Genomic DNA, 15,180 nt, shown 5'->3' on the forward strand with positions numbered 1-15,180 from the left:
ATATCTGCCGCTGAGGCGCGGGGGCGCAGAGGAAAGGCGGAAAAAGATTTTGACAGGATTTACATGATTCACAGGATTAAACACATCATTGAACAGCGCCTTAAACTCGCTCTACATCATGTTAATCATGTAAATCCTGTCCATTCCCTTTATTTCTCTGCGCCTCCGCGGCAAGCATCTGGTTTTACCGATGCTCCACAACCGGCAGCGGCTCATGGGTCCCCAGCATCCAGTCCAGGATCTCGCGGGGCTCGCGGATCATGCCGCTGGCGCCCCATTCGTCCGGGCGCTGGGTCTCGTCGATGTAGCCGTACAGGGCGATCAGGGTGGCCATGCCGGCGGCGCGGCCTGCCTGGATGTCCCGTTCGGCGTCGCCCACGTACAGGCATTCCACCGGCCGGGACCCGGCCAGTTCGCAGGCGTGCCACATGGGCATGGGATGGGGTTTGCGTTCATCCACGGTGTCGCCGCTGACGATGCAGGCGGCCCGCTGGGCCAGACCCAGGGATTGCATCAGGGGATCGGTGAGGAAGGCGGGTTTGTTGGTCACCACCCCCCAGTTCAGCCCCTGGGATTCGATCCAGGCCAGCAGGGTCTCCATGCCCGGGAACAGGACCGTGTCCAGAAACAGGTTCTGGGCGTAGATCTCCAGGAATCGTTCGCGCAGTTGCTTGAACACCTCCCCCTGGACCTCGGGGAAGGCGAGTTTCACCAGGGCACTGGACCCGTGGGAGACATGGTTGCGCACGGCCTCGAAGGGCAGGGGTTCGCGGCCCCGCTCCCGGGACAGCAGGGCCTGAGCGGCATAGAGGTCCGGGGCGGTATCGGCCAGGGTGCCGTCCAGGTCGAACAGGATCGTCCGGTACGGCAGGTCCAGGGGCGTCCTCACGATTCCCTCGTGGTGTGCATGAGGTAGTTCACCTGCACGTCGTCATCCAGGCGGTATTCCCGGGTGAGCGGGTTGTAGCTCAGGCCGCCCACATGCCGGGACTCGAGACCGGCGGCGCGCACCCAGCGATTCAGCTCCGAGGGCTTGATGAAGCGGGCGTACTCGTGGGTGCCCCGGGGCAGCAGGCGCAGCAGGTATTCGGCCCCCACGATGGCGAACAGGAAGGCCCTGGGATTGCGGTTGATGGTGGAGAAGAACACGTGTCCGCCGGGCTTCACCAGGCGGGCACAGGCGGCCACCACCGAGGCGGGGTCCGGCACATGCTCCAGCATCTCCATGCAGGTGACCACGTCGAAGGCACCGGGCATCTCCTCGGCCAGCTGTTCCACCGGCATCTGCCGGTAGTCCACCTCGAGCCCCGATTCCAGCAGGTGCATGCGTGCCACCTCCAGCGGGCCCGAGGCCATGTCGATGCCGGTCACCGTGGCGCCGCGCCGGGCCATGGATTCAGCCAGGATGCCGCCGCCGCAACCCACGTCCAGCACCCGGGCGCCGGCCAGGGGCGCGCGGCGCTCCACGTAGTCCAGGCGCAGGGGATTGATCTCGTGCAGGGGCTTGAACTCGCCTTCCGGGTCCCACCAGCGGTGAGCCAGGTCGTCGAACTTGGATACCTCACGTGGATCCACGTTGGGGGCGGGATTGTTAGGCATGTCGGGTAAGGTCAGGGGTGTGGTGTACATGGTACAACATGGTGGGGAATTCAAAATTCAAAATTCAAAATTCAAAGCACGGCTGTGGATGTCCCCTTTGAATATTGAATCTTGAATCTTGAATCTTGAATTGCTGTTGTTCCGCCTTCATGCATTTGCCTTCAAGCGCTCCTGCCACGCCATCGCCCTGGCCTGGATCGCCTCCAGGTCCAGGGTCGTCAGGCGGCGGTCCTTCAGCAGGGCCTTGCCGGCCACCCAGACATGGGTCACCTGCTGTCGGCCCGTGGCATAGACCAGGTGTGAGACGGGGTGATACACGGGGCGGCTTTCGAGGGCGCCGAGATCCACGGCCACCACGTCCGCTGCCTTGCCGGGCACCAGGGAGCCGGTCTCCTCGCCGAGCCCCAGGGCCCGGGCGCCGTTCAAGGTCGCCATGCGCAGGGCCGCAGCGGCAGGCAGGGCGGCGGCATCCCCGGCCACCCCCTTGGCCAGCAGCGCGGCGGTGCGCATCTCGCCCATCAGGTCCAGGTCGTTGTTGCTGGCGGCGCCGTCGGTGCCCAGGCACACGTTCACCCCGGCATCCAGGAGTTTCTGGACCGGACAGAAACCGCTGGCCAGCTTGAGGTTCGATTCAGGGCAGTGCAGCACGTGGGCGCCAGCCTCGGCCAGGTGGGCGATCTCGGCATCTTCCAGCTGGGTCATGTGCACGGCCAGCAGGTTGGGGCCCACCAGGCCCAGCTGCGCCAGGCGCTCTAGCGGGCGCATGCCGAAGCGGGCCATGGATTCTTCCACCTCGTGGGCGGTCTCGTGCACGTGCATGTGTACCGGCAGGTCCAGCTCATTGGCCAGGGTCCGGATGCGCTTGAGGGGCTCGTCGGAGACGGTATAGGGCGCGTGGGGCGCGAAGCAGAATGACAGCAGGGCCTCGTCCTTGTGGTCGTCGTAGAGGGCCAGGCCCTTGGCGATGTACTCATCCGCATTGGCCGCCCAGGCGGTGGGGAAATCGATGACGATCAGGCCCAGTGCCGCGCGCATGCCCGCCCGCGCGGCGGCGTGGGCGGTGATCTCCGGGAAGAAGTACATGTCGTTGAAGCAGGTCACCCCGCCGCGCAGCATCTCCGCCATGGCCAGCAGAGTGCCGTCCTCCACGAACTCCGCGCCCACCCAGCGGCCCTCGGCGGGCCAGATGTGGCCCTTGAGCCATTCCATCAGGGGCAGATCATCGGCCAGACCGCGCATCAGGCTCATGGCGGCATGGGTGTGGGTGTTCACCAGCCCCGGGATCAGGGCGTGGTGGGGCAGTTCATGGACCTTGTCCGCCCGGTAGCGGTCATCGGCCTCGGCCGAGGGCAGGAGCGCCACGATGCGCCCGGCGCGGATGGCCAGGGCATGGTGTTCGAGGACGGTGTCGTCGGGCTCCACCGGAATGATCCAGCGTGCCTTGATGAGGGTGTCGATGGTTTCCATGGGCGCAAACGATACAGGCGACGGGGCGCACCGACAATCAGCGCCACCTCCAGGCTTCACCGGGGACGGAAGGCGGACACGAACGGACAAACGGCGCTTTCCCCCGGAAGAAGCCGGGGTCGCTGCCTTGTGAGAATTTGCACTGGATCACATAATTGCAGGGCGTGATGATGTGCAACAGTCCGGCCCGGTCTGACGCCTGATCGGGGCATCACCAGAAGCATCATTTCCCATCCCACCACCGCCCACGTCCCAGGAACGCCTCCCCAGCATGCTGAAGAAGATTCATGTGAAGCATCTCGTGGAGGGCATGTACATCAAGGAGATGTGCGGCTCCTGGATGGAGCATCCGTTCTGGCGTACCAGTTTCCTGCTCGACGACCCGAAGGACCTTACCACCCTGCAGGCAAGCAGTGTCAGGGAGGTCTGGATTGACACGGACCGCGGCCTGGACGTGCAGGAGGCGGCGAACGCGGTCATGGAGGCACAGAGCGAGGCCGAGGTTGAGGCGTCACTGGAAAGTGCCGCGGCCGGTGAGCGCATCCGGGAAGACGTGCCCATGGCCGAGGAGCTCACTCGCGCCGCGAAGGTCTGTGCCAAGGCCAAGCAGGCCGTGACCTCCATGTTCCAGGAAGCGCGCATGGGCAAGGCAGTGGACACCGCCCTGGCGCGCAAGGTGGTGGAGGAGATCACCGACTCGGTGACCCGCAATGCCGGTGCGCTCATCAGCCTGGCCCGGCTGAAGAATGCCGACGATTACACCTATATGCACTCCGTGGCGGTGTGCGCCCTGATGGTCGCCCTGGGTCGGCAGCTCGGGCTCGACGAGGCGCAGTTGCGCTCGGCCGGCATCGCCGGCCTGGTCCACGACCTGGGCAAGGCCGCCATGCCGCTCGAGGTGCTCAACAAGCCGGGCAAGCTCACGGATGACGAATTCGCCATTATGAAGACCCACCCGGAGGCAGGTCATCGCATGCTCCTCGAGACGCCGGGGGGTGTTGACGAGGTGGCCCTGGATGTCTGTCTGCATCACCACGAAAAGGTCAATGGCTCCGGGTATCCCAAGGGGCTGGCAGGAGACCAGATCAGTCTCTACGCCAAGATGGGCGCGGTCTGCGATGTCTATGACGCCATCACCTCCAACCGTCCCTACAAGGCCGGCTGGGATCCCTCCGAGTCGATCCGCAGGATGGCGGAATGGGCCGACGGGCATTTCGATCCCGCCGTGTTCCAGGCCTTCGTCAAGAGTCTCGGCATCTACCCGGTCGGATCGCTGGTGCGCCTGGACTCGGGCAAGATCGCCGTGGTGGTGGAGCAGTCCAGGCGCTCGCTGCTGAAACCGGTGGTGAAGGTGTTCTACTCCACCAAGTCCAAGGGCCGGCTCGCGCCCAAGCTGGTGGATCTCTCCGCCCCCCTGTGCCAGGACAGCATCGCCGGCAGGGAAGACCCCGCCGCGTGGCAGTTCCCCGACATCAACGAGCTGTGGTCCGGTCTGCCGGGCGCCCCCTGGTGATCCATTGACCCACGCCTTGTAAGGGTGCAGTCTGCGGCGACCGCACCCTTAACCAAGGAGTCCTCCATGGAACCGCTCGAGATCATCACCCAGCCCGGATTCGTCGAACAGTACGCCATCCCCTGGACCCTGCGCATCCTGGTTGCGCTGCTGATCTGGTTCATCGGTAAATGGATCGCCGGCAGGATCACCTCGGTAGTCAAGAAGGTCATGATCAAGACCGGCATGGACCAGATGCTGGTGCAGTTCCTGGGCAATATCCTCTACACCCTGCTGCTGATTGCGGTGATCATCGCCGCCCTGGACCACCTGGGGCTGCAGACCACCTCCCTGCTGGCCATCTTCGGTGCCGCCGGCCTGGCCGTGGGTCTGGCCCTCAAGGACTCCCTGTCCAACTTCTCCTCGGGCGTGATGCTGATCCTGTTCCGGCCCTTCAAGGTGGGTGACTTCATCGAGGCCGCCGGCACCGCCGGGGTGGTGGAGGAGGTGCGCATCTTCTCCACCATGATCCGCTCCGGGGACAACCGCCAGATCATCATCCCCAATGGCCAGATCTACGGCGGCACCATCGTCAATGTCTCCGCCAAGCCCACCCGGCGCATCGACCTGGTGTTCGGCATCGGTTACGGCGACGACATCAAAAAGGCCAAGCAGATCATCGCCGAGGTGATCGCCGCCGACGAGCGCATCCTCAAGGACCCGGCGCCCGGCATCGCCCTGGGCGAGCTGGGGGACAGCAGCGTGGACATCAACGTGCGCCCCTGGGTCAACACCCCGGACTACTGGCCGGTTCGCGCCGACCTGCTGGAGAACGTCAAGCTGGCCTTCGATGCCAATGGCATCAGCATCCCGTTCCCGCAGCGGGACGTGCACCTGCACGAGGTCAAGTCCGCCTGATCCCGCCATACCCCGGGCATGCACGCCCGGGGTGTTTTGCGGTTTCGATGCCATCGGCTCAGGGGTACAATCCCGGCCCATGAAACCGACCGATCTCGCCTTCGATACCGTGCGTGCCGTCCTCTGGGACGGCACGTCCCTCAAGCTCCTGGACCAGCGCCGCCTGCCCCGGGAGACCGTCTACCTGGACATTCCGGACGTCGGGGCCGCCGCCGACGCCATCCGCGAGATGGTGGTGCGTGGCGCGCCGGCCATCGGCATCACCGCGGCCTACGGCGTGGTGCTGGCCGCCCGTCGCCTGCCTGCCGACACCCCGGACTGGCTGGATGCCCTGACTCCGGACCTGGAGCGCCTGGCCGCCTCCCGGCCCACGGCGGTGAACCTGTTCTGGGCCCTGGCGCGCATGAAGTCCGTGATCGGGCAGGTCGGGGCGGATCTGCCTGCGCGCCTGGAGGCCGAGGCCCGGCGCATCCACGAAGATGATCTCGCCGACAACCGGCGCATGGGGGAACTGGGCGCGGCGCTGATGGACCCCGCCGAGGCGGTGCTGACCCACTGCAACACCGGCTCCCTGGCCACCGGCGGCTACGGCACTGCGCTGGGGGTGATCCGCAGCGCCTACGGTCAGCAACGCATCAAAAAGGTCTATGCCGACGAGACCCGCCCCTGGCTGCAGGGCGCCCGGCTCACAGCCTGGGAACTGGTCCAGGACGGCATCCCCGTAGATCTGATCTGCGAGGGGGCGGCGGCGAGCCTGATGCGCTCCGGCCGGGTGGGCTGGGTGGTGGTGGGTGCGGACCGCATCGCCGCCAACGGCGACACCGCCAACAAGATCGGCACCTATGCCCTGGCGGTGCTGGCCCGCCACCACGGGGTGCGCTTCATGGTGGTGGCGCCCACCTCCACCATCGACATGGACACCCCTGACGGCGCCGGCATCCCCATCGAGGAACGCCCGGTCTCCGAGGTCCTGGGCCTGGCCGGCCAGCCGGTGGCCGCCGAAGGGGCAGGGGCCTGGAACCCGGCCTTCGACGTGACCCCGGCGGAACTGATCGACGCCATTGTCACGGAGAAGGGCGTGGTGGAGCGGCCTGATCGGGCGAAAATGACCGCCCTCATGAAGTAAGAAGTCGGAATTTGGAAGTGTGAGTTTTAAGTAAGAAGTGGGAAGTAGGAAGCGGCTCCAAGACCGCATCAGACCGTCCGTTTCGCGATTTCGCACTTCGCAATTCCCACTTCTAACTTCATGAGAGCCCCTGAGAGGCGCTCTGAGCCGTTTTCTCAATCGACCCTGACCCCGGGGTCGTGGTACCATTTCGCCTTTGTCAGTCCCGCCACAGAAGAGGGTTTCCCCCGGCATGGCAGAGTTCGCGAAAGAAGTCCTGCACGTCAATCTGGAAGACGAAATGCGCCAGTCCTACCTGGATTACGCCATGAGCGTGATCATCGGGCGGGCGCTCCCGGACGTCCGGGACGGTCTCAAACCGGTACACCGCCGGGTCCTGTATGCCATGCAGGAGCTGGGCAACGACTGGAACAAGCCCTACAAGAAATCCGCCCGCGTGGTGGGTGACGTGATCGGTAAGTACCACCCCCACGGCGACACCGCCGTGTACGACACCATCGTGCGCATGGCCCAGCCCTTTTCCATGCGCTACATGCTGGTGGACGGCCAGGGCAACTTCGGTTCCGTGGACGGCGACGCCCCGGCGGCCATGCGATACACCGAGGTGCGCATGGCCAAGCTGGCCCACCAGCTGCTGGCCGACATCGACAAGGAGACGGTGGACTTCGTCGACAACTATGACGGCTCCGAGCGCGAGCCCTCGGTGTTCCCCACCCGCCTGCCCAACCTGCTGATCAACGGCTCCGCCGGCATCGCCGTGGGCATGGCCACCAACATCCCGCCCCACAACATGCGCGAGGTGGTGGACGCCTGCGTGGCCCTGATCGACGACCCGTCCATCGGCATCCCGCAGCTCATGGAACACCTGCCGGGCCCGGACTTCCCCACCGCGGCCGTGATCAACGGCGCGACCGGCATTCACGAGGCCTATCACACCGGCCGTGGACGCATCTACCTGCGCGCCCGTTCCCACGTGGAGACCGACGAGGGCAGCGGCCGCCAGAGCCTGGTGGTCACCGAGCTGCCCTACCAGGTCAACAAGGCCCGGCTGCTGGAAAAGATCGCCGAGCTGGTCAAGGAGAAGAAGCTCGAGGGCATCAGCGAGCTGCGCGACGAGTCCGACAAGGACGGCATGCGCATGGTGATCGAGCTCAAGCGGGGCGAGGTGCCCGAGGTCATCCTCAACAACCTCTACCAGCACACCCAGATGCAGAACGTGTTCGGCATCAACATGGTGGCCCTGGTGGATGGCCAGCCGCGCCTGCTGGACCTCAAGCAGGTGCTGGAGGCCTTCCTGCGCCACCGCCGCGAGGTGGTCACCCGGCGCACCATCTACGACCTGCGCAAGGCCCGCGAGCGCGCCCACGTCCTGGAAGGCCTGGCCGTCGCGCTGGCCAACATCGACGAGGTCATCGCCCTGATCAAGGCCTCCGCCAGTCCCGCCGAGGCCAAGGCCGGCCTGATGGGCCGTGCCTGGAAGTCCGGGGTGGTGGACGAGATGCTGGCCCGGGCCGGCGCCGCCACCTCCCGTCCCGAGGATCTGGATGCCGCATTCGGCATCCACGCCGACGGCTACTACCTCTCCGACGCCCAGGCCCAGGCCATCCTGGACCTGCGTCTGCACCGCCTCACCGGGCTGGAACAGGAGAAGGTGGTCAGCGAGTACAAGGAACTGCTGGAGAAGATCGACGACCTGCTGGACATCCTGGGCAGTCCAGACCGCCTGATGCGGGTGATCCGCGACGAGCTGCTGGAGATGCGCGAGCAGTTCGGCGACGAGCGACGCACCGAGATCATCGAAAGCCGCCTGGACCTGACGCTGGAAGACCTGATCACCGAGGAAGACGTGGTGGTGACCCTGTCTCACGCGGGTTACGCCAAGTACCAGCCGGTGAGCGCCTATCGCGCCCAGAAGCGGGGCGGGCGCGGCAAGTCCGCCACCAGCTTCAAGGACGAGGATTTCGTCGATCGCCTGGTGGTCTGCAGCACCCACGACACCATCCTGTGCTTCTCCAGCCGGGGCAAGGCCTACTGGCTCAAGGTCTACGAACTGCCCCAGGGCAGCCGCGCGGCACGGGGCAAGCCCATCGTCAACCTGCTGCCGCTGGAGGAGGGCGAACGCATCAATGCCATCCTGCCGGTGCGCGAATACCTGGAAGACCTGTACGTGTTCATGTCCACCAGCAGCGGCACGGTGAAGAAGACCCCCCTGGTGGACTTTTCCCGCCCGCGCAGCAACGGCATCATCGCCGTGGACCTGCGCGATGGTGACCAGCTGGTGGACGTGGCGATCACCGATGGCAGCCGCGATGTGATGCTGCTCACCTCCGCCGGCAAGGCCATCCGCTTCAGCGAGGAGCAGGTGCGACCCATGGGTCGCACCGCCTGCGGCGTGCGCGGCGTGAGACTCGCCGAGGATCAGCGGGTGATCTCGCTCATCATCGTGGACGAGGGCACTGTGCTCATTGCCACGGAGAACGGCTACGGCAAGCGCACCCCGCCCGACGATTTCCCGGTCCACGGCCGTGGCGGTCAGGGCGTGATCGCCATCCAGACCGGCGGCCGCAACGGCGCCGTGGTGGGTGCGACCCTGGTGGCCGATGAGGACGAGGTGATGCTCATCACCGACGGTGGCACCCTGGTGCGCACCCCGGTGGCCGACATCTCCGTGCTGGGCCGCAACACCCAGGGCGTGCGCCTGATCCGTCTCACCGACCAGGAGCACCTGGTGGAACTGGCCCGGGTGGCCGGACTCAACGGCGAGGGCGATGAGGAAGGCGGTGAGGACGAGGAAGGCGGTGAGGACGCCGGCACAGAAGAGGCCTGATACCCGTGGCTTGGGGTTCGCTGCGCTCACCCCAACCGACGCCCGGCGACGCCAAGACCTGACAGATTTCCAGACAACCACAGCGAACCACAACCCGAGGTCCCCATGACGCGCGTGTTCAATTTCAGTGCAGGTCCCGCCATGCTGCCCGAGCCGGTGCTCGAAAAGGCCCGGGAGGAGATGCTGGACTGGAACGGTACCGGCATGTCGGTGATGGAGATGAGCCACCGGGGCAAGGCCTTCATGTCCATCGCCGAGGCCGCCGAACGTGACCTGCGCACCCTCATGGAGATCCCGGACAACTACAAGGTCCTGTTCCTGCAGGGTGGCGCATCGGCGCAGTTCGCCATGGTGCCCATGAACCTGCTGCGCGGCAAAAAGCGCGTCGATTACGTCAATACCGGCGCCTGGTCCAAGAAGGCCATCGAGGAGGCCCGCAAGTACGCGGACGTGAACGTGGCGGCCAGCAGCGCAGCGGACGGTTTCAATTCCGTGCCCGCCTTCGAGACCTGGCAGCGCAGTGAGGACGCGGCCTATCTGCACTACACCCCCAACGAGACCATCGGTGGCGTGGAGTTTCCGTGGATCCCGGAGACCGGGGATGTGCCCCTGGTGGCGGACATGTCCTCCACCATCCTGTCCCGCCCCGTGGATGTCTCCCGCTTCGGCCTGATCTACGCCGGCGCCCAGAAGAACATCGGACCGGCGGGCCTGACCATCGTCATCGTGCGTGAGGACCTGATCGGCGAGACCCTCGCCGGCACGCCCACCATGTTCGATTACAAGGTGCACGCCGACAACGATTCCATGTACAACACCCCGCCCACCTACGGCTGGTACCTGGCCGGCCTGGTGTTCCAGTGGCTGCTGGGCCTGGGTGGCCTCAAGGCCATGGCACAGATCAACGAACGCAAGGCCCGCAAGCTCTACGACGCCATCGACGGCTCGGACTTCTACGCCAATCCCGTGGACCCGGCCTGCCGCTCCTGGATGAACGTGCCCTTCACCCTGGCCAATCCCGACCTGGACGGCGAGTTCCTCAAGGAGGCCGCCGCGCTGGGCCTGACGACCCTCAAGGGCCACCGCTCGGTGGGCGGCATGCGCGCCAGCATCTACAACGCCATGCCCGAGGCGGGCGTAAGCGCGCTGGTGGATTTCATGGCCGACTTCGAACAGCGCAAGGGCTGAAACAATTCAGCCACAGAGGACGCAGAGGTCACAGAGACAGAAACAAAACAATCTGGATTTCCTTGTTTTTTTAACTCTGTGACCTCTGTGACCTCTGTGGCAAAAATAAAAAATCATTCAGGCAACGACCCATGTACAAGATACTGACGCTCAACAACATCTCCGTGAAGGGCCTGGATTGCTTTCCCCGGGACCATTACGAGATCGCCTCCGAGATGTCTCACCCGGACGCGGTGCTGGTGCGTTCCTTCAACATGCACGACATGGACCTGCCCGCTGATCTGAAGGCCATCGGCCGGGCCGGTGCCGGGGTGAACAACATCCCCGTGGAGGCCATGAGCGAGCGGGGCGTGGCGGTGTTCAACGCGCCCGGCGCCAACGCCAACGCGGTGAAGGAACTGGTGCTGGCAGGCATGTTCATGGCCGCGCGCAATCTCTGCACCGCCTGGGACTATACCCGCAACCTGGATACCGCGGCCCCGGACCTGGAACACCGGGTGGAGGCGGGCAAGAAGAAATTCGTGGGCTTCGAACTGCCCGGCCGGACCCTGGGCGTCATCGGCCTGGGCGCCATCGGCGTGCGCATCGCCAACGCCGCCCGCGCCCTGGGCATGCATGTGATCGGCTACGATCCCAAGATCACCGTGCGCAGCGCCTGGCAGTTGTCGTCCGACGTGCAACATGCCGCCAGCGTGGATGACCTGCTGTCCCGCTCCGATTTCGTCACCTTCCACGTGCCGCTCAACGACGCCACCCGCAACATGATCAACGCCGACCGCCTGGGCCGCATGAAGTCGGGCGCGGTGCTGCTCAACTTCGCCCGCGCCGGCATCGTGGACGAGGAAGCGGTGTGCCGTGCCCTGGACGCGGGTCAGCTGCACGCCTACGTGTGCGATTTCCCGACGCCTGCCTTGCTGGCGAATCCCAAGGTCATCGCGCTGCCCCACCTGGGTGCCTCCACCCACGAGGCGGAAGAGAACTGCGCCGTGATCGTCGCCGAGCAGCTGCGGGAGTATCTGGAGAACGGCAACGTGCGTAACTCCGTCAACCTGCCCGAGGTGTTCCTGCCAAGGGCCGGCGACTCCCGGCTCGCGGTGATCAACCGCAACCTGCCCGACATGGTGGGTCAGATCTCCCACATCCTGGGCAAGGCCAGCCTGAACATCGTGCACATGGTCAACGAATCCCGGGGCGCCATCGCCTACACGATCATGGACGTGGAAGGCGAGATCACCGAAGATGCCGCCCGGGAGATCTCCGCCATCGATGGCGTCCTGCGGGTACGGGTGTTGTAGAGACTCATGAGCGAACAGGAATCACTGGAACAGATCCGGGCGCGCATCGATGCCCTGGACGATGAACTGCTCAGGCTGATCAGCGAGCGGGCCCGCTGTGCCCAGGCGGTGGCCAAGGTCAAGCGCGACGCGGATCCCAACGCCGAGTTCTATCGTCCCGAGCGCGAGGCGCAGATCCTGCGCAAGATCCAGCAGCGCAATCCAGGCCCTCTGGATGCCGAGGAGATGGCGCGCCTGTTCCGGGAGATCATGTCCGCCTGCCTCGCCCTGGAAGAACCCCTCAACGTCGCCTTCCTGGGTCCCGAGGGCACTTTCACCCAGGCGGCGGCCCTCAAGCACTTCGGCCACTCGGTGCACACCGTGCCCCTGGGTGCCATCGACGAGGTGTTCCGGGAGGTGGAGTCCGGCGCCGCCCATTACGGCGTGGTGCCGGTGGAAAATTCCACCGAGGGCGTGGTCACCCACACCCTGGACCGCTTCATGCAGTCGCCGCTCAAGATCTGCGGCGAGGTGGCCCTGCGCATCCATCATCACCTGATGGCGAAACCCGGCCTCGCCCGGGAACAGGTCAAGCGCATCTATTCCCACCAGCAGTCTCTCGCCCAGTGCCGGGAGTGGCTGGACGCCAACCTGCCCCAGGCCGAGCGCATCCCGGTGAGCAGCAACGCCGTGGCCGCGCGGCGTGCCGCCGAGGAGGAGGGCGCCGGTGCCATCGCCAGCCAGGCGGCCGCCGAACGTTACGTGCTCAATGTCCTCAACGCCAACATCGAGGATGCCCCGGACAACACCACCCGTTTCCTGGTGATTGGTCAGCGGGCCAGCGGGCCGTCAGGCCGGGACAAGACTTCCCTGCTGCTGTCCACCCGAAACCGCCCCGGTTCCCTGTACCGCCTGCTGGAGCCCTTCGCCCGCGCGGACGTGAGCCTGACGCGCATCGAATCCCGTCCCTCCCACTGCGTGAACTGGGATTACGTGTTCTTCATCGACGTGGAAGGTCACGAGGAAGACGACAAGGTGCGCCAGGCCATCGCGGCCCTGGAACAGGAAGCGGATCTGGTCAAGGTGCTGGGGTCCTATCCCAGAGCGGTGCTTTGATTGAGAAAATGTCCAACGCAAAGACCTGAAAAGACTTTTCTGACAGGATTAACAAGATTTTCAAGATTAAAAGAAATAAGACGAAACCCTGTTTGACCTTGTGAATCCTGTTAATCCTGTCGAGATTTTGTGTCTTTCATTGAACCGGTCTTCCGCCCCCTACATAACCACCGGAATTCAAACATGAGTTGCGATTATCGGGCCCTGGCGCTGGCCGGGGTGCAGAACCTGACCCCCTATCAGCCCGGCAAGCCCATCGAGGAACTGGAGCGGGAACTGGGTATCCGCGAAAGCATCAAGCTCGCCTCCAACGAGAATCCCCTGGGTCCGAGCCCGAAGGCGCTCGAGGCCGTGCGCGCCCAACTGGGCGGCATCGCCCTGTATCCCGACGGCAACGGCTTTGCCCTGAAGCGGCGGCTGGCCGAGCAGTTCGATGTCGCTCCCTCGCGCATCACGCTGGGCAACGGTTCCAACGAGATCCTGGAGCTGGTGGCCCGTGCCTACCTGGCGCCGGCGCGCAATGCGGTGTTCAGCGCCCATGCCTTCGCCGTCTATCCCATCGTGGTGCAGGCGGTGGGCGCCGAGGCCCGGGTGGCCCCGGCCAACGGCCCCGACCATGCCATGCCCTACGGCCATGACCTGGACGCCATGGCGTCCCTCATCAATGCCGATACCCGGGTGGTGTTCGTGGCCAACCCCAACAACCCCACGGGCACCTGGCTGGACGAGGACGCGGTACACGGCTTCCTCAAGCGGGTGCCCGAGGACGTCCTGGTGGTCATGGACGAGGCCTATTTCGAGTACGTGGAGGCGGATGGCTACCCGGACAGCAGCCGCTGGCTGGATGCCTTTCCCAACCTGCTGCTGACCCGCACCTTCTCCAAGATCCACGGACTCGCGGGCCTGCGCATCGGTTACGGCGTCTCCGGCGAGGCGGTGGCGGACATCCTCAACCGGGTGCGCCAGCCCTTCAACACCAACCTGCTGGCCCAGGCCGCCGCCGTGGCGGCACTGGACGACACCGACCACGTGAGCGAGAGCGTGCGCGTCAACCGGGAAGGCCTGGTCCAGGTGATGGACGCCTGCCGGGAACGGGGCCTGGGTTTCATCCCCTCGGTGGGCAACTTCCTGTCCATTGACATGGGCCGGGAGGCGGGCCCCGTGTACCAGGCCCTGCTGCGCGAGGGCGTGATCGTGCGTCCCATCGCCGGCTACGGCCTGCCCAATCACTTGCGGGTGACCATCGGCCGCGCGCACGAGAACACCCGTTTCATTGCTGCCCTGGACAAGGTGCTGCGCGCTTGATCCGCAAGCTCGCCATCATCGGCGCCGGCCTGATCGGCGGTTCCCTGGCCCTGGCCCTGCGCCGGGCCGGCTACTGCAAACAGGTGGTGGCCTGTTCCCGTTCCGAGGCGCACCTCAAGCGGGCCGTGGAGTTGGGCGTGATCGACGCCTACAGCCTGGAACCGGCCGAAGCGGTGCGTGACGCGGACATGGTGCTGCTGGCCGTGCCCCTGGGTGCCATGGAAGCGGTGTGCCGCGCCATTGGCGATGCCCTGGCCCCGGATGCGGTGCTCACCGACGTGGGCAGCGCCAAGGCGAGCGTGGTGGCCGCGGTGAGCGCCGCCTTCGGCGAGGCGCCGGCCAGCTTCGTGCCCGGACATCCCATTGCCGGCACGGAGAAGAGCGGCGTGGAAGCCGCCTTCCCGGAACTCTATCAAGGTCGCCGGGTGATCCTGACGCCGCTGGCGCACACCCGTCCCGATGCCGTGCGGCAAGTGCGCGCCATGTGGGAGGTGGCCGGCGCGGTAGTGGAGGAGATGGGCGTTGAACACCATGATGAGGTCCTGGCCGCCACCAGCCATCTACCCCACCTGCTGGCCTTTGGCCTGGTGGACAGCCTGGCGCGCATGGGCGAGCGCGACGAGATCTTCCGTTACGCCGCGGGCGGTTTCCGGGATTTCACCCGCATCGCCTCCAGCGACCCGGTCATGTGGCGGGACATCTGCCTTGCCAACAGCCAGGCCATCCTCAAGGTCATGTCTCACTACCGGGAGGACCTGGACGGCATCACCGAGGCCGTGCAGCAGGGCGACGGCGACCGGCTGCTGGAGATCTTCCAGCGGGCCAAGGCGGCCCGGGACCGGTTTTGTCATTGATATTTGATACTGGG

At 65.6% G+C, this 15,180-nt stretch carries 12 protein-coding genes; 9 read left to right on the forward strand and 3 right to left on the reverse strand.

Features of this window, described 5'->3' with window-relative positions; all coding sequences use genetic code 11:
• Positions 1-184: 184 nt before the first annotated feature.
• The 3 genes from TGR7_RS07670 to TGR7_RS07680 all read right to left on the reverse strand — a co-directional run bounded on the left by TGR7_RS07670 (position 185) and on the right by TGR7_RS07680 (position 3,066).
• A complete protein-coding gene (locus TGR7_RS07670; protein WP_049764723.1) occupies positions 185-877 on the reverse strand; it encodes an HAD-IA family hydrolase in 693 nt (230 codons plus the stop codon).
• Between the two features lie 8 nt (positions 878-885).
• Positions 886-1,599, reverse strand: a complete 714-nt coding sequence (ubiG, locus tag TGR7_RS07675; protein ID WP_012638097.1) for a bifunctional 2-polyprenyl-6-hydroxyphenol methylase/3-demethylubiquinol 3-O-methyltransferase UbiG — start codon at positions 1,597-1,599, stop codon at positions 886-888.
• A gap of 147 nt (positions 1,600-1,746) precedes the next feature.
• A complete protein-coding gene (locus TGR7_RS07680) occupies positions 1,747-3,066 on the reverse strand; it encodes a TRZ/ATZ family hydrolase (RefSeq protein ID WP_012638098.1) in 1,320 nt (439 codons plus the stop codon).
• A gap of 271 nt (positions 3,067-3,337) precedes the next feature.
• On the opposite strand from TGR7_RS07680, the gene TGR7_RS07685 reads away from it, so the two are divergent.
• The 9 genes from TGR7_RS07685 to TGR7_RS07725 all read left to right on the forward strand — a co-directional run bounded on the left by TGR7_RS07685 (position 3,338) and on the right by TGR7_RS07725 (position 15,166).
• Positions 3,338-4,579, forward strand: a complete 1,242-nt coding sequence (locus tag TGR7_RS07685) for an HD-GYP domain-containing protein (RefSeq protein WP_012638099.1) — start codon at positions 3,338-3,340, stop codon at positions 4,577-4,579.
• Between the two features lie 66 nt (positions 4,580-4,645).
• Positions 4,646-5,476: a mechanosensitive ion channel family protein gene (locus tag TGR7_RS07690; RefSeq protein WP_012638100.1), complete on the forward strand. Its 831-nt coding sequence runs from the start codon at positions 4,646-4,648 to the stop codon at positions 5,474-5,476.
• Positions 5,477-5,555: 79 nt separating this feature from the next.
• The gene (gene mtnA, locus TGR7_RS07695; RefSeq protein ID WP_012638101.1) at positions 5,556-6,602 is read left to right on the forward strand and encodes an S-methyl-5-thioribose-1-phosphate isomerase; all 1,047 of its coding nucleotides are present in this window, start codon (positions 5,556-5,558) and stop codon (positions 6,600-6,602) included.
• A 232-nt stretch (positions 6,603-6,834) separates the two neighbouring features.
• Positions 6,835-9,429: a DNA gyrase subunit A gene (gene gyrA / locus TGR7_RS07700; protein ID WP_012638102.1), complete on the forward strand. Its 2,595-nt coding sequence runs from the start codon at positions 6,835-6,837 to the stop codon at positions 9,427-9,429.
• 105 nt (positions 9,430-9,534) lie between these two features.
• Positions 9,535-10,617, forward strand: coding sequence for a 3-phosphoserine/phosphohydroxythreonine transaminase (gene serC, locus TGR7_RS07705; protein ID WP_012638103.1), 1,083 nt, complete (start codon positions 9,535-9,537; stop codon positions 10,615-10,617).
• Positions 10,618-10,748: 131 nt separating this feature from the next.
• A complete protein-coding gene (locus TGR7_RS07710; protein WP_012638104.1) occupies positions 10,749-11,912 on the forward strand; it encodes a phosphoglycerate dehydrogenase in 1,164 nt (387 codons plus the stop codon).
• 6 nt (positions 11,913-11,918) lie between these two features.
• Positions 11,919-13,007: a prephenate dehydratase gene (gene pheA, locus TGR7_RS07715; RefSeq protein WP_012638105.1), complete on the forward strand. Its 1,089-nt coding sequence runs from the start codon at positions 11,919-11,921 to the stop codon at positions 13,005-13,007.
• A 183-nt stretch (positions 13,008-13,190) separates the two neighbouring features.
• A complete protein-coding gene (gene hisC, locus TGR7_RS07720; RefSeq protein ID WP_012638106.1) occupies positions 13,191-14,312 on the forward strand; it encodes a histidinol-phosphate transaminase in 1,122 nt (373 codons plus the stop codon).
• Positions 14,309-15,166 (forward strand): prephenate dehydrogenase, encoded by an 858-nt coding sequence (locus tag TGR7_RS07725; RefSeq protein ID WP_012638107.1) that lies wholly within the window; start codon positions 14,309-14,311, stop codon positions 15,164-15,166. Before hisC ends, TGR7_RS07725 begins: the two co-directional genes overlap by 4 nt.
• Positions 15,167-15,180: the final 14 nt, after the last annotated feature.

The organism is Thioalkalivibrio sulfidiphilus HL-EbGr7, assembly GCF_000021985.1.
GTDB lineage: Bacteria > Pseudomonadota > Gammaproteobacteria > Ectothiorhodospirales > Ectothiorhodospiraceae > Thioalkalivibrio_A > Thioalkalivibrio_A sulfidiphilus.